General features: G+C 39.8%; 20 protein-coding genes. 18 read left to right on the top strand and 2 right to left on the bottom strand.

The window, feature by feature from the left end:
• Positions 1 to 31: 31 nt before the first annotated feature.
• The 17 genes from secA (at position 32) to VMY36_01595 (ending at position 17933) form a co-directional block, all read left to right on the top strand.
• Positions 32 to 2698 (top strand): preprotein translocase subunit SecA, encoded by a 2667-nt coding sequence (gene secA, locus VMY36_01675; protein HUV42596.1) that lies wholly within the window; start codon positions 32 to 34, stop codon positions 2696 to 2698.
• 19 nt (positions 2699 to 2717) lie between these two features.
• Positions 2718 to 3530 carry a hypothetical protein gene (locus tag VMY36_01670; GenBank protein HUV42595.1) on the top strand — a complete coding sequence of 271 codons (813 nt, stop codon included), beginning with the start codon at positions 2718 to 2720 and terminating at the stop codon, positions 3528 to 3530.
• A gap of 5 nt (positions 3531 to 3535) precedes the next feature.
• Positions 3536 to 3928 carry a hypothetical protein gene (locus tag VMY36_01665; GenBank protein ID HUV42594.1) on the top strand — a complete coding sequence of 131 codons (393 nt, stop codon included), beginning with the start codon at positions 3536 to 3538 and terminating at the stop codon, positions 3926 to 3928.
• A 1-nt stretch (position 3929) separates the two neighbouring features.
• Positions 3930 to 4934: a peptide chain release factor 2 gene (gene prfB / locus VMY36_01660; protein HUV42593.1), complete on the top strand. Its 1005-nt coding sequence runs from the start codon at positions 3930 to 3932 to the stop codon at positions 4932 to 4934.
• Positions 4935 to 4996: 62 nt separating this feature from the next.
• The gene (locus VMY36_01655) at positions 4997 to 5518 is read left to right on the top strand and encodes a hypothetical protein (protein HUV42592.1); all 522 of its coding nucleotides are present in this window, start codon (positions 4997 to 4999) and stop codon (positions 5516 to 5518) included.
• A gap of 2 nt (positions 5519 to 5520) precedes the next feature.
• The gene (gene ftsE / locus VMY36_01650) at positions 5521 to 6201 is read left to right on the top strand and encodes a cell division ATP-binding protein FtsE (protein HUV42591.1); all 681 of its coding nucleotides are present in this window, start codon (positions 5521 to 5523) and stop codon (positions 6199 to 6201) included.
• Positions 6202 to 6209: 8 nt separating this feature from the next.
• On the top strand, positions 6210 to 7079 hold the full coding sequence (locus VMY36_01645) for a permease-like cell division protein FtsX (protein HUV42590.1): 870 nt from the start codon (positions 6210 to 6212) through the stop codon (positions 7077 to 7079).
• 1 nt (position 7080) lies between these two features.
• Positions 7081 to 8316 (top strand): hypothetical protein, encoded by a 1236-nt coding sequence (locus VMY36_01640; GenBank protein HUV42589.1) that lies wholly within the window; start codon positions 7081 to 7083, stop codon positions 8314 to 8316.
• A gap of 49 nt (positions 8317 to 8365) precedes the next feature.
• On the top strand, positions 8366 to 9442 hold the full coding sequence (locus VMY36_01635; protein ID HUV42588.1) for a hypothetical protein: 1077 nt from the start codon (positions 8366 to 8368) through the stop codon (positions 9440 to 9442).
• The gene (locus tag VMY36_01630; protein ID HUV42587.1) at positions 9429 to 9842 is read left to right on the top strand and encodes a VanZ family protein; all 414 of its coding nucleotides are present in this window, start codon (positions 9429 to 9431) and stop codon (positions 9840 to 9842) included. The genes VMY36_01635 and VMY36_01630 overlap by 14 nt, the downstream gene beginning before the upstream one ends.
• Positions 9776 to 10216: a tRNA (adenosine(37)-N6)-threonylcarbamoyltransferase complex ATPase subunit type 1 TsaE gene (tsaE, locus tag VMY36_01625; protein ID HUV42586.1), complete on the top strand. Its 441-nt coding sequence runs from the start codon at positions 9776 to 9778 to the stop codon at positions 10214 to 10216. Before VMY36_01630 ends, tsaE begins: the two co-directional genes overlap by 67 nt.
• Entirely contained in the window at positions 10213 to 10512 is a 300-nt protein-coding gene (gene tsaB / locus VMY36_01620; protein HUV42585.1) for a tRNA (adenosine(37)-N6)-threonylcarbamoyltransferase complex dimerization subunit type 1 TsaB, read from the top strand. The genes tsaE and tsaB overlap by 4 nt, the downstream gene beginning before the upstream one ends.
• Positions 10505 to 11080, top strand: a complete 576-nt coding sequence (locus tag VMY36_01615; GenBank protein ID HUV42584.1) for a sortase — start codon at positions 10505 to 10507, stop codon at positions 11078 to 11080. Before tsaB ends, VMY36_01615 begins: the two co-directional genes overlap by 8 nt.
• Before the next feature lie 84 nt (positions 11081 to 11164).
• Positions 11165 to 13279, top strand: coding sequence for a DUF4215 domain-containing protein (locus VMY36_01610; GenBank protein ID HUV42583.1), 2115 nt, complete (start codon positions 11165 to 11167; stop codon positions 13277 to 13279).
• Between the two features lie 108 nt (positions 13280 to 13387).
• Entirely contained in the window at positions 13388 to 16702 is a 3315-nt protein-coding gene (locus VMY36_01605) for an SdrD B-like domain-containing protein (protein HUV42582.1), read from the top strand.
• A 44-nt stretch (positions 16703 to 16746) separates the two neighbouring features.
• Positions 16747 to 17685 (top strand): CAP domain-containing protein, encoded by a 939-nt coding sequence (locus tag VMY36_01600; GenBank protein HUV42581.1) that lies wholly within the window; start codon positions 16747 to 16749, stop codon positions 17683 to 17685.
• On the top strand, positions 17682 to 17933 hold the full coding sequence (locus VMY36_01595) for a hypothetical protein (protein ID HUV42580.1): 252 nt from the start codon (positions 17682 to 17684) through the stop codon (positions 17931 to 17933). The genes VMY36_01600 and VMY36_01595 overlap by 4 nt, the downstream gene beginning before the upstream one ends.
• Here the strand turns inward: VMY36_01595 and VMY36_01590 are convergent.
• A complete protein-coding gene (locus VMY36_01590) occupies positions 17930 to 19177 on the bottom strand; it encodes a hypothetical protein (GenBank protein HUV42579.1) in 1248 nt (415 codons plus the stop codon). The two genes, VMY36_01595 and VMY36_01590, sit on opposite strands and share 4 nt — an antisense overlap.
• Positions 19178 to 19219: 42 nt before the next feature.
• A complete protein-coding gene (locus VMY36_01585) occupies positions 19220 to 20632 on the bottom strand; it encodes an RtcB family protein (protein ID HUV42578.1) in 1413 nt (470 codons plus the stop codon).
• A gap of 41 nt (positions 20633 to 20673) precedes the next feature.
• Between VMY36_01585 and VMY36_01580 the strand changes: the two genes are divergently transcribed.
• Positions 20674 to 21171: a ribonuclease H-like YkuK family protein gene (locus VMY36_01580; protein ID HUV42577.1), complete on the top strand. Its 498-nt coding sequence runs from the start codon at positions 20674 to 20676 to the stop codon at positions 21169 to 21171.
• The last annotated feature ends 12 nt before the right edge of the window (positions 21172 to 21183 follow it).

The raw sequence follows: 21183 nt of genomic DNA, 5'->3' as shown, positions 1-21183 counted from the left end.
CTTCATTTGAGTTATAATAATCAAAGTAAAAATGATTAAATTTTTTGACCACCTCCTTGATTCTAACGAGAAGCAGCTTAGGAAACTAACACCGATGGTCGGGAAGATTAATGAGCTTGAGCCAAAAATGAAAAAGCTCAAGGATGATGAATTTTCAGGCATGACCGCGGCTTTTAAGAAAAGATTGGCTGATGGTGAAACCGCTGATGATTTACTCCCCGAGGCTTTTGCTTTGGCTCGGGAAGCGATTAGACGAACTGTTGGTGAGCGGGCTTTTGATGTTCAGTTAATGGCCGCCATTACTCTTCATCAGGGTCGGATTGCGGAACAGCGAACCGGAGAAGGTAAAACCTTATCATCTACAATTGCGGCTTATCTTAACGGTCTAACCGAGAGAGGGGTTCACATTGTCACCGTTAATGACTACTTAGCCCGTCGAGACACGGGTTGGTACGGTCAGGCTCTTCAATTCGCCGGTCTTTCTTTGGGTTGTATTATTCATGACCAAGCCTTTCTTTTAGATCCTCAATACACCGAAAAACAACAACAAGAAGAAAGATTAAGACATTTAAAGCCGATCAGTCGTCGAGAGGCTTATCAGGCGGATATTACTTATGGAACTAATAATGAATTTGGTTTTGATTATCTTCGAAATAATATGGCTCTTCGAGTCGAAGACCAGGTTCAACGCGGTCATCATTTTGCCATTGTTGATGAAGTTGATTCAATCTTAGTTGATGAAGCTCGGACGCCTTTGATTATTTCGGCTCCAGACACCGAACCAACCCAGAAATATTATCAATTCGCGGAGTTAATTAATGGTTTATCACCAGACACTGATTACTTGACTGATGAGAAAACTAAAACCGCTAATTTAACCGAACACGGGATTAAGAAAATTGAGAACCGGTTGGGGATTGATAATCTTTACGAAAAAGACTTTGATACGATTCATCATATTGAGAACGCCCTTAAATCCAGAGTCCATTATCTCCGTGACCGTGATTACGTGGTTAAGGATGATCAGGTGATTATTGTTGATGAATTTACGGGACGATTAATGCACGGTCGCCGCTGGTCAGAGGGTTTGCATCAAGCGGTTGAAGCCAAAGAGAATGTCAAAATTCAACAAGAATCGGTGACGATGGCGACCATTTCTTTCCAAAATTATTTCCGGATGTACCAAAAATTAGCGGGTATGACCGGTACGGCGGCCACTGAAGCTGAAGAGTTCATCAAAATCTACAACCTGGACACAATCGTTATTCCGACTAACAAACCCATGATTCGAGAAGATAATCCTGATCTTGTTTACAAAACGGTTCGGGCAAAATATGCGGCCGTGGTTCGAGAAATTGAGGAATGTTATCAAAAAGGTCAACCCGTTTTAGTCGGGACCACCTCAATTGAAAAAAACGAAATTGTTTCCAAGTTTCTGGACAAAAAGGGTATTACTCATAATGTTTTAAATGCTAAGCAGCACGAAAGAGAAGCCAAGATTATTACCGAAGCTGGTCGACCAAAAGCAATCACGGTGGCGACTAATATGGCCGGTCGAGGAGTGGATATTGTTTTGGGCGGTTCGAAACCCGAAAAACAAACCAAGAAGGCTATGGAAGAATGGCAGCAAGCCCATGATCAAGTGATTAAATCAGGCGGTCTTCATGTCATTGGGACTGAACGCCATGAGTCAAGAAGAATCGACAATCAATTACGAGGTCGTTCCGGCCGTCAGGGTGATCCTGGTTCTTCAAGATTCTTTGTTTCTTTAGAGGATGACATTATGAGGCTTTTTGGTGGTGAAAGAATTGCCGGTTTGATGACCACCCTCAAACTGCCTGAAGACCAACCGATTGAGCACTCTATGGTTTCTAAGGCAATTGAACAGGCTCAAACAAAAGTTGAGGGTTTTAACTTTGATATGCGAAAGAGAGTGGTTGAATACGATGACGTCATGAACCGCCAAAGAGAGATTATTTACAAGAAAAGACAAGAGATTCTGAAGGCCGCTGATAAGAGTAATGGAGAATTGAAAAAAGAGATTCAGGAGAAAATGATTAGCAATTTGGATAACTTAGTGGCTCTCTATACTCCTGAAGGCATTGTCGAGATTGAATACGAACAAATAGTTACCGGTTTTTGTGAGATTTTGCCTTTTGATACCAATTCTCAAGGAAAATTAAAAGTTCAATTAAAGGATCTTAAAGACCCAGAAAAAATCAAAGACCTCCTCAAAAAATTAGCAAAAGATGCTTATGAATCCAGAGAAAAGCAAATTGGTTCAGAAATGATGCGCCAGCTTGAGAGGTTTGTTTATCTGCGAACGATTGATCGCCTTTGGGTTGATCATCTAGATGCCATGGATGATTTAAGGGAGGGCGTTGGTTTAAGAGGTTATGGCCAAAAGGATCCTTTGGTGGAATACAAAAAGGAAGCTTTTACTTCTTTTGAAAGATTACTAGATTCAATTGATCACGATCTGATTAGACAAATCTTTAGAGTTCAGATTGGCCAGCCTCAACCCCAAAGACAACCAATCCAAACTAATATTGATACCAAAGACAATATGGGTTTAACGGCCCAACCTCAACAGGCAAAACAAGCGATTCCCCGGAAAAAGAAAGTTGGTCGGAATGACCCCTGTCCTTGCGGTTCGAACAAAAAATATAAAAAATGCTGCTATCCGAAATACGAATAAACTATAATAAAAATAAATTATGATTGGCCATTTAATTTATACTCACAATAAAATAACGGACGCCTATATTAATCAAGAAATTTCCAAAAATCTTTATTCCAAAAGCAAGGTTTTGGGTAGCACCTATTTGGTGCATTGCTACAATGGTGGACCAAAATATAACTACAAAAAATATCTTGAAGATGAATTGATCCAAATGGACAACCCGGGCCATTTTCTAGGCGCCGCTAATATGATTGATGCCGGTATCAAGGCAATTTCTCAAAAAAGTCAGAAACTAGGGATTAAATACTGCTTAGTCACTGCCGCTGATACTTGGATGATTAACCTTAAATTTTTAGAGAATTTGATAAAAAGAATGAATAAAGAAGAGAAGTATATTGCTACTTGTGCTTGGTTTGCTAAATTTCCAGAAAAACCCCATACTTTAGCAACAGATTTTTTTATTGTTGATTTGGAGTGGAATCAGAAGGCAAAAGTTTTTCCTTTGGATTACGAAAAGTTTGTTGATAAATTTAAGGATTACTTTTATCTTAAATGGGGTATTCCTTTAGTCGAAGTAGCCTTTATGTATAACTACTTTAGTTGGTTTGGAAAGATTCATAATCATGATGGCAATCTTATTTGGCAAGATGCTGATAAGCATTTGCTAAGAATAATTGAGCGAGAACCAGTTCATGGCGAGCGAAAATGGGAAAAAGGGAGAGGAAGAAGGCAAGCTTGGCCTCAAATTGGTTTATATACTTGGGGTGATATAAATAAGAAAAAAGAATTATTAAAGAGAAAAAAGTTAATTTTGGGTAAATATTCTCAACAATTAATAGGTAAGTAATCAAAATGAGAGAAAGATTAATTAGGGTTTTTATTATTGTTTTTTTGGCTTTGGTGGTTGTGGCTTTAGCTAAGTCTTTGGCTGATTGGCAGAATCAGGCAAATGTGGCTGGCGCTTCTATTAGCTTACCTAATCTATCCTTACAGAGAAAACTGGAAGATTTAGGTGGTAAGATTTTAGGTCAAGCCATTAAGATTCTTCCAGGCGCACCTCAATTGGAAATAGAAATTCAAGAGGGAGAGGATATTGAACCAATTAAAGAACCAATGACTAATATCCAAGAACAAACAGACAATTTGATTAAGGCGATTAAAAAATTACCTGAAGACCAGTTAGAAGCTACCAAAAAACAAATTCGCAAAGAATTTTGTGAAGGCGTTTTAGGTGAGGAGGAATAAAATGGCAGATTTAAAACAACGTCTTGAAACATTAAAACAAAAACTTAATCCTGATCAGCTTCAGAAAGAGATTGAGGTGATTGAAAAAGAATCAGCCCAACCTAATTTTTGGCAGGATCAGGAAAAAGCTTCAGCCAAGATGAAGAGAATGACTGATTTGCAAAAAGAAATTGAAGGGATAGAAGCCTTGGACAAGCTTTTAAAAGAGGGTAAGGAAAAAGAGGCTGAAAAGAGACTTGATCAATTAGAAACTAAAACTTTTTTGGCTGGTAAATATGATAGCTCTAATGTTGTTTTTTCGATTCACGCTGGCCAAGGGGGAACTGAAGCCATGGATTGGGCGGAAATGATGAAGCGGATGTATTTAAAATATTTTGAAAAAAAAGGTTGGCAGTACGAAATTCTGGATGAGGTTTTAGGTGAAGAGGCCGGTGTCAAGCGGGTAACAGTGAGAGTTAAAGACAGTTTGGTTTATGGTTATCTTAAACATGAGGCCGGAACTCACCGACTAGTTCGTCGGTCTCCTTTTAATGCTGACAATCTTCGTCAGACTTCTTTTGCCTTGGTTGAAGTTTTACCAATTTTACCAGAGACAGAAGTTGAGATTAATTCTGATGAAATTGAATTTGAAGCTTTCCGGTCTTCAGGTCATGGCGGTCAGAATGTCAACAAGGTTTCAACCGCGGTTCGCTTAAAGCATAAACCTACCGGGATTGTGGTCGAATCTCAAGCTCAGCGTTATCAAGAACAAAATCGGCAAATGGCCATGGAAATTTTAAGAGCCAAGCTTTGGGAAAAGGAAGAAAAAAAACGCCGAGAGGAAGAAAACAAACTCAAGGGTGGCCGGACCAAGGCTGCCTGGGGAACCCAGATTCGCTCCTATGTCCTTCACCCTTACAAAATGGTCAAAGACTTGAGAACCGACTACGAAACCGGTGATGTTGATTCCGTTCTTGATGGCAATCTGGATGGTTTTGTTGAGGCGGCTATTAAAATTGTGGTATAGTGAATGTTGTTTGATTAGGAGCTCAATTAAGAGATATACCTAATTCAGCGAAGGAGGTGATTATGGAAGAGTCATTACAAAAAATTAATATTACTAGTGCTACTCCAGAGAGAGGAGGTTTGTTAAAAAAAATGCCTACTTCAGTAAGATCATTTGATTTAAAAAAGAACTTGATTCCGGCGGTGGCCATTGTTGTCATTATTTTAGCGGGGATAGGTAGTGGCTATGTTCTTGCCAACCGAAAATCAACCGGGCCAACCACCGAAACTGAGTTAATAGGAGGGGGCAAGGCTATTCAAGGACCAGATGAGGTGGGCATTAAAGATGAAGAGGTTTTTCGGGACACTGCCCAAGGACGAATCAAGGTTAACGATAACGAGAAAGTGCTTGATGGTTCCCATATCTTAATCCGGCCGGGTGGCGAAAGTCAGACGGCTTATCTAACCAGTTCAGTTTTGGATTTGAATCAATTCGTCGATAAATGTGTTCAGGTTTGGGGAGAGACGTTTGCTGGTCAAGAGGCAGGTTGGTTGATGGATGTCGGTCGGGTTAAAGTTCTTAGTTCTTGTCCTGATGGTGTTTAAAGATGGTCAAGTTTAAAAAAGTTACCAAGAAGTTTGGTGAAATTGTGGCTCTGGAGGATGTTTCTTTTGAGATTGAACCCGGAGAGTTTGTTTTTGTGACCGGACCATCAGGCGCTGGCAAGACAACCATTATTCGTTTAATGTTAAGGGACTATCTGCCTACTTCAGGCAAGATTAAAGTAGACGGTTTTAACTTAATAGAAATGAAGAAAAATGATATCCCTCAATTGCGAAGAAGAATTGGGGTGGTTTTTCAGGACTTTAAATTATTGACTGACAGAACGGTTTGGGAAAATGTCGCTTTGGCCTTAAGGGTCCTGGGTAAGGATGAAAAAGAAATTGAAAAAGAAATTCCTAAAATTCTCAAACTGGTGGGCTTAAAAGAAAGGGCTAATCTTTTTCCTTCCCAATTAGCCGGCGGCGAACTTCAGCGAGTTGGTTTAGCCCGAGCAGTCGTTGGCCAGCCAGAGATTGTGGTTGCCGATGAGCCGACCGGTAATCTCGATGTCGCCACGGCCTGGCAGATTGTCAGGCTCTTGCAGAAAATTAATCAAACCGGTAAAACCGTGATTATGGCCACTCATAATTTTGAAATTGTTAATTCGATGAAAGAAAGAGTGATTGAATTAGATAAAGGTAAATTAGTTTCTGATAAAAAGCAAGGCAAATATAAGATAAAATAAGTAAAAAGATGAAACAAATTTTTAGAACCACTTGGACTCATATTCGCCGTTCGCCTTATCAATCATTGGCGGCCTTGTCGATTATGATTTTAACTTTCTTCATTATTTCTGTTTTTACCCTACTGGGGGCTGGTTCCCAGGCAATTCTTAATTTTTTTGAGACTCGGCCTCAAGTCACGGCTTTTTTTGAAGATCAAGTCACTCTTGGAGAAATTGATTTACTCAAGGCCAAGCTAGCCGAAACGGACAAGGTTAAGGAAATGAAATATATTTCTAAAGAAGAAGCCTTAGCCATTTATCGAGAACAGAATAGAGACGACCCTTTACTTTTGGAAATGGTCACCGCCAATATTCTGCCCGCTTCTTTAGAAGTCTCAACAATCAATATTAATTATCTGGGGGAAATCGCGGAAATTCTGCGCCAGGAGCCAGGGGTGGAGGAAGTCATTTTCCAGCAAGATGTGGTTGAAGCCCTTAATAAATGGACAACCAATATTCGTCTCGTTGGTCTTGGTTTGGCAATTGCCTTTAGCTTAGCCGGTTTACTGACCATTCTGGTGATTATTGGGATGAAAGTCGCCCTGCGTAAGGAGGAAGTGGAAATTATGGAGTTGATTGGGGCTTCCAAGGGTTTTATTGGCGTTCCTTTTCTTCTTGAGGGTATTTTCTATGGAACTATCGGTGCTCTGATTGCCTGGGGCGTTGCCTATCTTCTCTTACTTTACGCCACACCATTTTTGATTGATTTCTTGGCAGGTATTCCTATCTTGCCAGTGCCCATCTTCTTTATGCTGGCGGTTCTAGGAGGAGAACTTCTTTTGGGTGCAATCATCGGAACCTTAGGTAGCTTCATTGCGGTTAGAAGATATCTGAAGTAAGATGTTGTCTATCCCAAAAAAATATTTTTTTCTTTTAATTGCCTTAATTGTTTCCCTTTTTCTTTCAACTCCTGTTGTTAACGCCAAGATTACGGATGAAGAATGTCAGCGAGATCTGGAAACCGGGCGGAAACATTTGGAAGAATGTATTGATGTTTGGAATAAGCTTTCAAGTCAAAAAGCGGAAGCGATTACGACCCTTAAGACCGAGCTAAGCAGATTTGATGCCAGTATTGCTTTGGCCACCGCCCAAATTTACACCACTGTCGCTGAAATAGAGAAGATAGAAGAAGAAGTTGGGGCTCTTTCCACCAAGATTGGCTATTTAGACGTTTCTCTTGATCAACTTTCTCAAATCCTAGTCAAACGGATTGCCGAAACTTACAAAAAAGGCAAGATTGATTCCTTTGCTTTACTTCTTTCTTCCAGGAACTTTTCTGATTTTGTTGGCCGTTATAAATATCTTCGAGTCATCCAACTTCATGATCGGAAGTTAATGCTTCAGATGGAGACGGTAAGGACTAATTACGCTGATCAAAAAACAGTTAAGGAAGAAAAACAGGCAGAGTTAGAAGCCGCTAAAGAAAAACTTGAATCCCAGAAAAATATTTTAGCTCAACAAAAAGCGGACAGACAAAGACTCCTGGCGGCCACTCAAAATGACGAAAAACTTTATCAGCAGTTGATTTCGAGCGCCAGAGCAGAGTTAATTGCTATTCAGGGAATTCTTGCCGGTCAAGGTAAGGAGATAGAAGCGGGTCATGTTTCTGAGGGGCAAAAAATCGCCACCATTCTTAAATGGGGTGAAGATGACAGTAGTTCATGTAATTCCTCGGGCGCGCACCTTCATTTTATGGTCGCCGAAAATGGCAATACTCATAATCCCTTTAAATACCTAAATAATAGTATTAGTTATGAGAATTGTTCTGGTTCAGAATGTAATAGTGGTGATGGTGATCCTTTCAATCCTTCTGGTAGCTGGACTTGGCCGATTAATTCACCAATTAAATTTAATCAAGGTTATGGTGATACTTGGGCGATTCACCATACTTGGGTAGGAAGAATTTACAGTTTTCATGATGGTATTGACATAGTTAGTAATTCATCGAGTGAAGTAAAAGCGGTTAAAGCCGGTAAGCTATATCAAGGTGTTTATGGAGTTGGTTGTAGCTTAACTTATGTTCGAGTTGATCATGATGATTCCAATCTTGATACTCTTTACTTGCATGTCTATTAATTAGTTAATGCCTATCCGGTTTAAAATAGTTGCTTTTTCTATCGCCTTAATGGCGATTTTTTTATTTTCTCCCAGAAAAGTATTGGCCAAAATAGAAATTACTGATTCGCCTCATGAAATAGGAATTAATGAAGAATTTACGGTCAGAGTCCGGTTGACTAAAATTAGTGGTTCCCACTATCTAGGTATCGGAGTTCATAAGGAAGCCGGTCAGGAATATTTTGGTTTAACAAAAAATAACGACAATTGGGTGGAAATGGAAGATAATAATTGTGCTGATTTTCCTTTAGTGGTAGTTAATGGAGAAATTTGGGAGAACAACCTGACTGGTAAAATTATCTACGGAGAGAAAGGTTTTGATGGAAGCCTAGGAGAATACATCCTGAAAATTATTAAGTATACAGAAGCCTCTTGCTTAAATGGTAAGTCAAAATCTTATTCTGAAGGAGAGACAATTTTTTCTTTAACCGACACTACTTCTCCTCCTCTCAGTCCAGTTTTACCGACTCCATCACCTTCTCCTGAAGCGATTAATAGCCCCTCGCCGATTTTAGTCACCGCCACTTTTCAAATAAATGAGGTTAAAAATGATGAAGGCGACCTTCTTTCTAGCGTTAAAGTTTACCTTGATGATGTTTATCTTCATCATTATGCTCCGGAAACATTGACTTTTTGTGATGGTTGTCAGTGTGATACCTCTGTGAGTTGTGGTTTTGGCGAACATACAATTCGTTTAGAAAAAACTAATTACAAGGATTGGACTGAAACAAAGATAATTAAAACTGGTGATTTTTATGAAGTTAATCCAATCATGAGTTTAGCTGAATCAGACTCTGATACTATTTCTTCACCCAGCCCTTCTTCCAGCCTCACGTCTAGTGCCAAACCAGTTAAAGTCATTGGTTCGACTTTATTAGGCAAAGTTTTAGGGGAAGAAGAATCTTCCCCGGCTGGTCTTTTTCCTTGGGAAGCAACCGAGGAAGCCAAGGAAGAAGGGTCAAGCCTGTCGGCTAGGGGGAAATTATTACCAAAATTATTTTTAATCTTAGGCTTTGGTTTTTTGGTCGTTTCTGGTATTTGGGTGTGCTATACTCATCGTAAGGAGTTAAAACATGGAGAAAGTTAAACAGAATGTCTTTCTTTGGGTTCCAGTCATTATCTGGTGTGGTTTGATTTTCTATCTTTCTTCGATTCCCAGATTAAGAGCCGCGGAAAATCCTTTTTGGGACGAGATTATTAGAAGCTTTCTTCACCTCATTATCTATACTATTCTTTTTGTTTTATTCTTTAGAGCCCTTAACGCTCTTAAGGAAAAGAAAGATTATCTCTGGCCTTTAATTTTTTCCCTTTTTTACTCGCTTTCTGACGAGATTCATCAATCATTTATTCCCACCAGGACTTTTCAGATAAGGGATTTACTGGTTAATATGTCAGGCATTTTTCTTGGAGGTTTAGGGATATGGAAATTATTACCAAGAGCGCCAGCGAAACTCAAAAATTGGGCAAAAGAATTGCAGTTGATTTAAAACCAGGCGATATTTTAGCTCTTTACGGTGAATTAGGCAGTGGCAAGACAACTTTTATTCAGGGTTTGGCTCAAGGTTTAGGGATTAGGAAAAGAGTCCTTTCTCCAACTTTTATTTTTATTCGTCAGTATCCACTGCCTAAGAAAAGCGGTTTAAGAATTTTTCATCATATTGATTTATATCGAATTAATAATGAGAGCGAAGCTGAAGGTTTGGGTTTAAAAGAAATTTTTGCTGATCAAGAGGGAATTAGCGTCATTGAATGGGCTGACAGAATTAAAGAAGTTCTACCTAAAAAAAGAATTGATCTTTTTTTTGAATATCTTGATGAAGACCAGAGAAAAATTAAAATTAGTGGTTTGAATAAGTTATGAAGCTCTATATTGATACCGCCAGAAGCCAGAAAACAATTGTTGGTTTAGATAATCAACGTTGGGAGTTTGAAACAAAGGAGTTTAAATCTCAAAAACTCTTGGCCTTGATTGATCAGACTTTAAAAAAGAACAAAAAAAGTTTAAAGGATTTGACTAAAATCGAAGTTAATCTGGGTCCAGGTTCTTTTACTGGTTTGAGAGTCGGTGTGGCCGTGGCCAATACTCTGAGTTGGGCTTTAAAAATTCCTTTAAATGATAAAAGAAAAGGGGAGTTAGTCGAACCTCAATATGATTAAAAAAATTGGGATACTATTAATTATTGGCGGTTTAGTTCTGATCAGTATGATTTACCTGCCAATTGTTAAAGAAGAGTTTAGTTACCAAGCCAGTATCGCCCAATCAAGAATTTCAGAAGAAAAGATTATTCCCAAATCCAGAGACTTTGGTTTGGTCATTCCTAGGATCCAAATTAATGAACAAATCTTTTCCGGGATTGATCCGACCAACCCCAGTGAATATTTGCCTGTTCTGACCCAAGGTGTGGCCCAAGCTCGAGGCAGCGCTTTCCCTGGGAAAGAGGGGAATGTTTTTATCTTTGCCCATTCCAGCGATACCCCTTTAAACATTACCCGCTACAACGCCGTTTTTTATTTAATTGGTAAATTGAATCCTAGTGATGAAATCATTATCTATTATCAAAAGAGACAATATACTTATCAGGTAACTGATAAGAAAATTTTATCGCCAAAAGAGCTTGAGGAATTCCTGGGAACGTTAGAGGGTAAGACTCTAACCCTGCAAACTTGCTATCCACCCGGAACAACTCTTAAGAGATTAATCGTGATTGCAAAAGAAGCAGATTGAGTCTAAAAGTTCCAGTTGACTCCTGGTGGCTTGACAAAATAGAATATAGGCCGTTATAATACAAACAATCTGCTCCTATTTTAGATGTTTAATATTTTTAAATTAACTCCCAGAAAAATCAAAAAAGCCCACAAGGTTTTCACCTGGTTTGCTATTTTTTCTTTAATACTTCAATTAAATAGTAGTGTCTTTTTAACTCAATCTGTTTTTGCTGAGGAAGAAGCATCTGGTTCTGGTGGACAAACCCCCACTTTTGATTCTGAACCACCAGAAGATTCGTTACCGTCACCCTCTCCGTTACCAAGTTCAGATCCAAGCCCTTCTCCTAGTTCGTCTCCTAGTCCGTCACCAAGTTCAGATCCAAGCCCGAGTCCAAATCCAAGCCCGAGTTTTTCACCCTCCCCGTTACCAAGTAATCCTGGTGTTTTAGCAAATCCAAACTTAAACGTTAATCAAAATGGAAAAGACACAGAGGATCAAATGGGTGGTTTTGATCTTGATTCTTCAAAGACAGATGAGCCGAGTGGTCAATTAGCATCAATATCTACTGATAAAGACGATTACGCGCCGGAGGAAACAGTTATAATTTCCGGTGAAAATTTTCCTATAAATAGCATCTTATTGATTAAAGTTATTCGCCCCGATGGTTCTGTTGTTAAGGGTGATGGCAGTTTTGAAGAAGGGAGTGATGAAGTTACTACTGACGCTGAAGGCAAATTTATCTATCTTTATCAATTGGATGGAATTGAGGGAGAATATGTAATAGAAGTCTTTTTTGGGGGAACAGTTTTAGCGACAAGAATTTTTACAGATTCGCGTCCAGCTGATTCTTGTGGGCCGTTGAGTGGAGCGATTTGGACAACTGATGTTACTTGCTCAAGCGTTAATTTAAACCTTTATAGTAGTAAAAATGATGTTTATTTAAATGGTGGACCTCAAGGCGGTGGATCAGAATTACCGGATGGTAACTATCATGTCAAGGTAACCGAGCCAAACGGGACACTCTTAGGTCAAAGTTTGGGGGCTGATGTCACTGTCTTAGGTGGCGTTTTTAGTTCCTGCTATAACCTTTTTACTTTAACCAATTTTAGTGATACCTCTAACCCTGGAGGTGAATATAAAGTTTGGCTTAGCCCAGATCCAACTTTTCCAAACTCATGTTCTAAAACTGATAATTTTAAGGTGGTAAGTGAAGAAGAGGAATGTGTAGAAGGTCCGACTTGGGCTTCAGGAGTAGCAGGCTTCAATCAGGGAACAAGAAAAGATACTACACCAGTTTTACCTGAAAGATCAGATCCTAATGATGCCCTAGGCATACCTGATAGTCCCCAGCCTGATGTTAATTTCGTCAGTTTAGGAGTAGGTGGTTCGATTATTCTTTCTTTTACCGGCTGGGTCGTCGATGTTGAAGGTGACGACCTTTCTTTTCATGAAACGACATGGGGAAGAGTTGGTTATCCCGAAGAAAAAGCCCAGGTTGAAGTTAGTCAGGATGGAAGCAATTGGCAAGGAAGCTGGGAAGTGACCAATCATGATGGTGGTAATGGTATTGGCTACGTTGATTTTTCTTCTACAGGCTTGCCTTGGATAAAATTTGTCAAGATTACCGACACCACCAACTACGGTCCTTTTGGTAATGATGCTGATGGTTATGATCTTGATGCGGTTGATGCTACCGAGCAAGTTTGTGAAGAACCAGGCAATCACGGGACTTGTGGTAATGGGGTTGTTGAAGAGAATGAACAATGTGATGACGGGAATCAGAATAACGATGATTATTGTTCTAATAATTGTCAATGGAATCAAGTCTGTTTACCTGATGTCAACATGGTGGTCAATAGTGGGTTTGAGAGTCCGGTTGTAACCACTTCTCAAGCTTGGGACATTTTTGATTCTGGTACTCCTGGAATGGGTTGGACAGTTGAATGGCGGGAGAGCTTTTTTGATTATGGTGGCTGGACTCTCCCTGATCCGGCTCATCTAGAATTACACCGAGGTGTTAGTGGCTGGTTGCCATACAGTGGTTCCCAGCACGCCGAATTGGATACTGATTGGAATGATCATACCAGCACTTTGAATGGCGAACCAGCCTCAGTTAAAATTTATCAAGATTTACCTACTATCCCGGGTTACAATTACCAGATTAAGTTTCATTTTTCACCCAGGCCAAGCACCAATGCGGCTAACAACCAACTTTAATTTAGCTGGAATAATAGCGTTGTTGATACCTTTAGTCGAGCGGGTGGTGGTAATACCGACTGGTCAGAGCATGATTACACTTTTGCTGCTACAGGTGCACCAACCCGATTGCAGTTTACTGACGTAGGAAGCGCTGATTCTCTGGGGACCTTTATTGATGATGTCAGTGTTATTTGTTTAGGTGAAGAACAAGAATGTGGTAATGGGCAAAAAGAAGGACAAGAAGAGTGCGATGGAGAAGACGGAGCCACCCCTGGAGTAAATTTCTGCACTCATACCTGTCAGTTAGTACCGATTTATGATGGAGAGCATTCTTGTCCAGGAGATTTGGTTCCGGTTCAAGTAGGTGGACCATATGAAGTTTTCGGAAATGATGTTGATGGAATTAATATTTCCGTCACTCCTGGCGGAAAATATCTTTTTGAAGCTTTAGGAACGTTTATTCCCACTGGTGCACCAGGTTATTTGTCAGATGCAGGTTATACTCTTCTCAACGGTTCAATTGCTTCTCAGTATGGTATCCAGGGAAGTGGTGACGATTACGCTGCTCATGCCCTATTGGCCAATTTAGGCAGTGGTGTGGGAGTAGTTGATTGGGGAAATTACAACCCCAACCATGTTTATAAAAAGTATTATGAACCGACCGTTTCTTCACTTCAATTTTTAATTAGTGATCGTTATGATAACTGGTTTAACACAAGCTGGAATAATCAAAGTGGAATGTCAGATAATTCAGGCAATTTAACTCTGAATATTTATGAATGTCAGCTACAACCGGTCGCGATTGAGGCTTATAAAGTTGTTTGTGATAGTGAAGCTGATTTGCCTAACTGGGGTAATCATGGTAGCTTAATTGGACCAACTACAGCCCAGGATTATGTAGATAATTCTGGTGGTCACTGTCAATTGGCTGATGGTTGGAGCTTCCAATATGGACCAGCTGGTTCAGGTAGTTTTGATAGTTTCCAAACCAATACTCAGGTATTGGGTGGCTCTTGGGTAAGTTTTGGTCCAACAGTGGGGGGGTTGGCAACGGCAATAATAAATGATCTTTCTAACTTTGGAGGTATAATTGAAACGAGAGAGGTTTTTCTCAGTAATGATTATGTTCCTTTTAGTAATGGTAGTGATGTTAGTGCTGAATTTTACTGCACGGGTGATGTTTACAATTACGATAACTGGGAATGGATTAATAATCCTCAATACGGTCAGACCTATTACTGTGTTGCTTTCAATGCTTTGAATTATGGTTCCATCTCTGGAATGAAGTATGAGGATGTAAACGGTAACAATCAGCAAGATGCGGGTGAATTAGGTTTGCCTAACTGGACAATCGAACTTTATGACTCACCTGATGCTTTCAAATATTCAGTCCAAACTGATAGTAATGGCAGTTATTCTTTTAATAATTTAATTCCAGGAGTTTATAAAGTTTGTGAAGTTCCTCAACCTGGTTGGACAAGAACTCAACCTGGTAGTGATTGTTATTTTGAGGTAACTGTTGCTTCTGGTGATGAAATTAGTGGTAAAGATTTTGGCAACTTTGAACAAGGCGAGATTATAGCTTGTAAATATGACGATTATAATGACGATGGTGTAAAGGATGAAGGCGAGCCAGGTATGAACGGGATAACAATAAATCTTTACCAGAATATTTTTAGAGGAGAAGCCTCAGATCAAGAACCACCAATTAATGGTAATAGTGAAGAACCAGTTGATTCTTGCGAGACAGATGAAACAGGTTGTTGTACTTTTGACGGTCTTTATTTAGGAAGTTACAACGTTGAAGAAGATACCGAAGATCCTGAACTGGCGGGCTATGAACCAACCAGTCCTACTTCAGTCCCGGTTGTTCTTGATACTTCTGGACAAGAGGAAACAGTTGAATTTCTCAATGAACTCAAAACAATCACTCTTAGATTAAACAAGACTCATGATAAAATGGGAACCACTGCCAGTCCAGGTGATTCCTTTAACTTTACTTTAACTGTGACTAATGATTCTGATTCAACGGCTTATGGTGTGACGGTTCGTGATGTTTTGCCGGATGACTTTAGCTATGCTGGTAATGCTGAAGTTGATGGTGTTCCTACTGCTCCCGCTGTTAGTGGCCAGCAGCTGACTTGGAGTTTAGGTGACATGGCTCCAGGAGAAGTTAAAATAATTACTTACGATGTTGATTTAGATGATGGCTTGCCGGTCGGAGAATATCCTAATGTTGCTGTTGCCCGGGGGACTAATCGACCCTCTGGTTCTGAAGATAATAGCACCTCTTATTCTAACTTTGCCTTTGTCTACACTGCCCTAGGGATTGGTCTTTCTTATTCCACCTCGGTTGGCGGTTTGGTTTTAGGTGCGGCCACCGAAGCGGGTCAGGTTTTGGGTGCGGCTACGGGTTCACCAACATTATTTCTTATTATTGCCTTGTTAATGATTATGGCGGGTGTGGCTCTCTTGAATCTTGAGAGGTTAAAGAAACTTTTAGCGAGATTGAATACTAAGAAATTATTCAGAAGCTTTTTGATTGCTCTTGGCTTACTTATCTTTGCGGCTGGAGTGGCTCGAGCCGCTGATAATTTGATCGTGAAGATTGGCAAGTTACCTGAATACATTAACTATGATCCTTTTGAGATTTATTACACCGCTCTTCAAGTTGAAGGTAAACCGGTCGAGGTTAAAGCCTTTATGAATAAGGATGGTCAGTCTAAGTTTGAATTTGGCACTTCTAGTCAAACTTCAGGTAGTTTTAATGTTGATGGTAGCTTGCTTTCTGGTGATGGCAAATATTATTTCTTAGTCAAAGCGACCAGTGATGGGGTCACGGTTCAGAGTGACGAAGAAACAGTCATCATTGATCGTCAGGCACCGGGGCCAGTCAGCGATTATCGAAAAGAAAAAGTTAACAGTCGAAAATATAAAGTTTGCTGGAAGAACCCCAATGAAGATGATTTTAAAGAAGTTTTGATTTATCGCTCAGATAAAACTGAATTTGACGCTAATTCTTCAACCCTAATCACCCGCGTGGGTGGTGCCAAGAATGAAGAAAAATGTTGGGAAAATGATGTTCCTGATGACAAGAATTATTATTACGTTACCAGAGTGATTGACCAGGCCGGTAATATTTCTGGAGTCGTTGGTGATTCTGAAGTGACCGTCACCACCACCGAACAAGTGGCTGGCGCCGAAACAAGTGCTTCACCGGCTCCGATTGCTCTTCCGGTAGTTAGTCCAGCTCCATCAGAAGAAGGTCAAATTCTAGGGGGCGAAACTGATGAAACTTTACCAGAATCAGGTCTTATTGGTGGTTTGGGTCAGACCGCAAGTGAAACCATTTCTCGCCTGGGTACCTGGAAGACAATTGGTTTAGTAGCGGTCATTGGTGGTCTAATTGGTTTGGTAGTTTACTTCTTTAAAAAGCGTTAATCTCGCTTGACTTCATTTCAGGCTTAACCCATAATTAGCCTTATATGAACCTGCTCGAGTGGGCGAGGCATTTTTTCATTCCTCACCAATCTAATAATCACAAAGCGAAAATTCTTCAGCCTTCAGTTCTTACTGTGATTGTGGCGGTTTTCTTGGTTTATCAGTTCACCATTAATTTTTATGTCTTTCTCTTGCCTTCAGTTTTGGGTTATGCCTCAAATATTACCCCGGAACAAGTGGTTGAGTTAACCAATCAGAAACGTTTAGAGAGCGGCTTAGCGCCCTTAACGATTAATTCTCAATTAAATGAAGCGGCGCAAAGAAAAGCGGGTGACATGTTTGCTTTTAATTACTGGGCTCACAATTCACCTTCAGGTAGGACTCCTTGGGTTTTTTTTCAAGAGGTTGGCTATAAATACCTTTACGCTGGTGAAAATCTAGCTCGGGATTTTATGAATTCCAGTTCTGTGGTTGAAGCTTGGATGAATTCACCAACCCATCGGGATAATCTTCTTAATGGAAACTATAAAGAGATTGGTTTAGCAGTGGTTAACGGTACTCTTGAGGGAGTGGAGACAACCTTGGTAGTTCAGATGTTTGGAACACCAGCTTCGGCTTACGTGGCCCAACAATCAAGGACGACGCCGGCAACAGTTTCCACTCCAGAAAAAACTCCGGAATTAGGTGAAGCTTCAACCGTTGAGGAAAAGAAGATAGAAGAGGAAAAAATTGTTCTTGCTCCGGCGGCTTTGGCTCAGGAAAAAGAGGGAAGCGCGGCCTCGCCAATCACTTCACCTTTTGCTTTGACTAAGACTTTAGCGGTTTTAATTTTAGGAATTGTTTTAGGAGCTTTGATTTTAGATGTTATTCTAGTATCTCAAAAGAGAATTGTTCGTCTTTCGGGAAAGAACCTCGCTCATCTGATTTTTATTACTTTCCTTTTATTAGCCGTCGTCTTAACTAGTCAAGGAGCGATTCTATGACCAAAGATTTAAAACACTATTTAGCCCTGATTGCCTTTTTGTCAATTGGTTTGGGTTGTTTTTTGCTTTTCAATTACAATCGTCAAATTCAAATAGGAATTGCTTTGATTATGTCAGCTGTTTATGTTGTTTGGGGAATTGTTCATCATTCGATTAAAAAGGAATTACACATTAGAATTATTTTGGAGTATGTTCTTGTGGCGACCGTCGCAAGTGTTATCGTGGTTTTTCTTCTGATGAGAACTTAATCTTGTTTTTTGGTTAATTCTCTTCCGATTTCAATCGCTTTTAAGGCGTGTTTATAACAGAAAAGACGTCGTTCTGGAATGGGATTCCAGCCACGACCATCACTATTTTCTGCTAAAAGTAGGTGGTGCCAACCTTTTTCAGCTTCTCTGGAATTTCCGGCACGAATTAGATAAGACCGAGCTTCATCACAAAGACTATTAAGTTTTTTATCATCAGGGTCCTTATCCCAAACTTTTAATGATCTATCTGGCGCCCAACTGCCAGTTCTTAAATAAACTTTTTTCTTAGGTGGATTTTTCCTCAGATAATCAGTAGGTGTGGTGAGATTAATATCTTTTTCACTCGTTGCCCAACTAACAAAGTCTAAAAACCGTTCTACCGGAATAGAGACTGGTATATTGCCTCGGTAGCCAATGATTTCAAAATCACTGCCAAATGGAATAACCAATCCTTTAACTTTTTCTGACCGAGCCATTTTTTTGAGTCTTTTTTTGAGGCGATTTGGACTGAAGAGCCAACGGAGAGCCTTGGGTGCCGCCAAACTTGCCTCAAAATAATTAGGTGTCCAAACTTGCTTCATCAAAACAGCTTGCATTTCTGCACCGGCGCCTTTAATGATAATGGGTTCAAAATCAGGGTGGTTGACGTCATGACGAAATTTTAAAGCTAAAGTTGGTAAGCTGACTATTTGTTTAAAAAGAGAGGCAGTAAAAAAATACGTCCCTCTTTCAGTGAAACCAATTGGTTTTCTTTCAATAGAGACTGATTCTCCGGCTGCTGTTTGGGATAAAATTAAATGGTCATAATCAATCATAGTCCAAGAGAAACCAAATTTTTTTAAAATCGGAGCCAAGTTTGGACTCCAAGCAGCTTCTGGTAAAAAGAATCCTTTAGGATTTTTTACCCCCAGCAGACGCTCTAGAAGATCAAGATGTTTTTGAATATGAAGATTAATGTCAACTTCCTGAATAAGAGGAAGAATCGGTTGAGAGTAAGCAAAACCCAGCAATTCAAACTGGCCTTTTTCAATTCCTCTTTTAATTAAATCAATTATTTCTGGATATTCCTTTTCCAAAATTTCCAGAGTGACACCGGTAAAGTTAAAAGAAATTTTGGATTTGGGAATTTTTAAAAGACCTTTAAGAGTAGGTAAATAACTTTCTTTGATAATTTTAGGAATTTCTGCAGTAGGAATTTCGGCGTATTGAAGATTAGCGTGAAGAACCAAGGATGTATTTAACATTTCTAGTTTATCTTAACAAACAGAGAGGAACTTTTAAAGGGGTTAATCGCCTTTAATCACCGCTAGGGGTCGAAGGTGACAAACTTTTTTGCTTAAACCTGCTTCAACTAAGGTCTCAATCACCAAGTTTATATCTTTATAAGCCTGGGGGGCTTCATCAGCAATGACATGAAAGGGTTTATTATAAATAATTCCTCCCATTTGTTTTTCGAATTCCTCTTTTTTAATTCTTCTTTTGGCTTCGCTTCGACTCATGGCCCGACCGGCGCCATGATTAATGGAGAAATAAGTTTCTCTGGTGTCAGGCAAACCAACCATAATATAAGAAGGTGCGCCCATGCTGCCAGGCACCAACGAAGGATGGCCGGTTTCTAAGTAATGTTTAGGATTTTGTTCATGGTTGGCTGGTAAAGCCCGGGTCGCCCCCTTACGGTGAACCAGAACTTCTTTACCTTGATGTTTTTCCCATTTGGCAATATTATGAGCGACATCATAAAGAAGAGTTAATTTTGCTTCTTTGGTTTTAAATAATCTTTTAAAAACATCACGAACATAATGACTGATTAATTGACGATTAGCAAAGGCAAAATTAACACAAGCGGCCATGGCCGAAAGATAAGCGGTTCCAGCCGGTGAATCAGTTGGTAGAGCCGCTAAATTAGGAATAGGCGCTTTAATACCATAATTGGCTTCTTCTTCAGAGAATCTCTTAGTGTAATCAATACAGGTTTGATGACCAAGAGCCCGGGAACCAGTGTGGATCATCACGCAAATCTGGTTTTCAAAAAGGCCCCATTTTTTAGCCAAATCTTGATCATAAATTTTCTCTAAAACCTGGATTTCAATAAAGTGGTTACCAGAACCGAGTGTCCCGACTTCTTTTTCAGCTCGCTTGATGGCTCTTTCAGAGAGATTATTGGGATCAGCGCCAGCCATTCGACCGTTTTCTTCAATTGATTCCACGTCTTCTTTTTCGCCATAACCCTTTTTAATCAAAGCCTGGGCACCGTGATAAACAATTTCCCGGAAAGGTAGATTGGGAATAGCTTCTCGGCGTCTTTGACCTAAACCAACAGGAATTTCTCTTTGAATTCTATTGATTAATAATTTTAGAGTTTCTGAGGGAAAGAGTTTGGGATCATATTTAAGTTGACTATAGAGAAACCTAATACCGCAGTTAATATCCATCCCAACCGCGCCTGAAGAAACAAGACCATTAGTGACCATGATGCCGCCAATCGGTAAACCAAAACCTTCATGGACATCAGGCATGGCAATGACCGGTGAGACAAGCTTGGGTAAAGAAGCCGCTTGAGCGAGTTGTTCTAGAGACCGGTCTTCTTTGACTTTTGCCAAGAGTTCTTCTTTAACGTAAACTACAACATCGGCTCTCATTTGGGGAAGTTTTTCTATCTGCCAGCGGTTAAGACCAATGTTTTTAAGTTGAATCTCCATGGTTTTATTATAACAGGGATTTATGATAAAATATGGCTGTGATGAGGGCAGGTAATTTTTTTATTAGTCCTACTAAAGGTAAGATGGCCATTGATAAAGTGGTTGATGATTTAGTGGCTTTTATGAGTGAACAGCCGGACTATTCTTATCGGCTGGTGATTGGCACGGACTCAAAGACTAAAAAATTGACTGGTGGCGAGAAAGTGAGTTTTGTTACGGCCGTAGTCATTCACCGGAAAAGTAAGGGCGGTCGTTATTTCTGGCAGAAAAAGAAAGTTACCAATTTAAAAAGTCTTCGAGATAAAATTTATACAGAAACCCTTCTTTCAATTCGTTTAGCCGAAAAAATTGTTCCTCAATTAACCCAGAAATTAAATGGGGAAAGATATAAACTGGAAATTCACATTGATGTCGGTGATGTTGGTCCGACTCGAGAAATGATTAAGGAAGTCGTTGGTATGGTTAATGGTAATGGTTTTGTGGCCAAAACTAAACCGGAAGCTTATGGCGCTTTTGTTGTTGCTGACAAGCACACCTAAGAAGGGGGGTGA

This window comes from Patescibacteria group bacterium (assembly GCA_035529375.1).
Classification (GTDB): Bacteria; Patescibacteriota; Microgenomatia; order PFEM01; family JAHIFH01; genus DATKWU01.
Note: the sequence above shows the minus strand (reverse complement) of the source record. Positions and strands in the feature narration are given on the sequence as shown.

Excerpts from the sequence above, each read along its gene's own strand:
- secA (HUV42596.1), top strand. The coding sequence starts at position 32 with ATGATTAAATTTTTTGACCACCTCCTTGATTCTAACGAGAAGCAGCTT.
- VMY36_01670 (HUV42595.1), top strand. The coding sequence starts at position 2,718 with ATGATTGGCCATTTAATTTATACTCACAATAAAATAACGGACGCCTAT.
- VMY36_01665 (HUV42594.1), top strand. The coding sequence starts at position 3,536 with ATGAGAGAAAGATTAATTAGGGTTTTTATTATTGTTTTTTTGGCTTTG.
- prfB (HUV42593.1), top strand. The coding sequence starts at position 3,930 with ATGGCAGATTTAAAACAACGTCTTGAAACATTAAAACAAAAACTTAAT.
- VMY36_01655 (HUV42592.1), top strand. The coding sequence starts at position 4,997 with ATGGAAGAGTCATTACAAAAAATTAATATTACTAGTGCTACTCCAGAG.
- ftsE (HUV42591.1), top strand. The coding sequence starts at position 5,521 with ATGGTCAAGTTTAAAAAAGTTACCAAGAAGTTTGGTGAAATTGTGGCT.
- VMY36_01645 (HUV42590.1), top strand. The coding sequence starts at position 6,210 with ATGAAACAAATTTTTAGAACCACTTGGACTCATATTCGCCGTTCGCCT.
- VMY36_01640 (HUV42589.1), top strand. The coding sequence starts at position 7,081 with ATGTTGTCTATCCCAAAAAAATATTTTTTTCTTTTAATTGCCTTAATT.
- VMY36_01635 (HUV42588.1), top strand. The coding sequence starts at position 8,366 with ATGGCGATTTTTTTATTTTCTCCCAGAAAAGTATTGGCCAAAATAGAA.
- VMY36_01630 (HUV42587.1), top strand. The coding sequence starts at position 9,429 with ATGGAGAAAGTTAAACAGAATGTCTTTCTTTGGGTTCCAGTCATTATC.
- tsaE (HUV42586.1), top strand. The coding sequence starts at position 9,776 with ATGGAAATTATTACCAAGAGCGCCAGCGAAACTCAAAAATTGGGCAAA.
- tsaB (HUV42585.1), top strand. The coding sequence starts at position 10,213 with ATGAAGCTCTATATTGATACCGCCAGAAGCCAGAAAACAATTGTTGGT.
- VMY36_01615 (HUV42584.1), top strand. The coding sequence starts at position 10,505 with ATGATTAAAAAAATTGGGATACTATTAATTATTGGCGGTTTAGTTCTG.
- VMY36_01610 (HUV42583.1), top strand. The coding sequence starts at position 11,165 with ATGTTTAATATTTTTAAATTAACTCCCAGAAAAATCAAAAAAGCCCAC.
- VMY36_01600 (HUV42581.1), top strand. The coding sequence starts at position 16,747 with ATGAACCTGCTCGAGTGGGCGAGGCATTTTTTCATTCCTCACCAATCT.
- VMY36_01595 (HUV42580.1), top strand. The coding sequence starts at position 17,682 with ATGACCAAAGATTTAAAACACTATTTAGCCCTGATTGCCTTTTTGTCA.
- VMY36_01590 (HUV42579.1), bottom strand. The coding sequence starts at position 19,177 with ATGTTAAATACATCCTTGGTTCTTCACGCTAATCTTCAATACGCCGAA.
- VMY36_01585 (HUV42578.1), bottom strand. The coding sequence starts at position 20,632 with ATGGAGATTCAACTTAAAAACATTGGTCTTAACCGCTGGCAGATAGAA.
- VMY36_01580 (HUV42577.1), top strand. The coding sequence starts at position 20,674 with ATGAGGGCAGGTAATTTTTTTATTAGTCCTACTAAAGGTAAGATGGCC.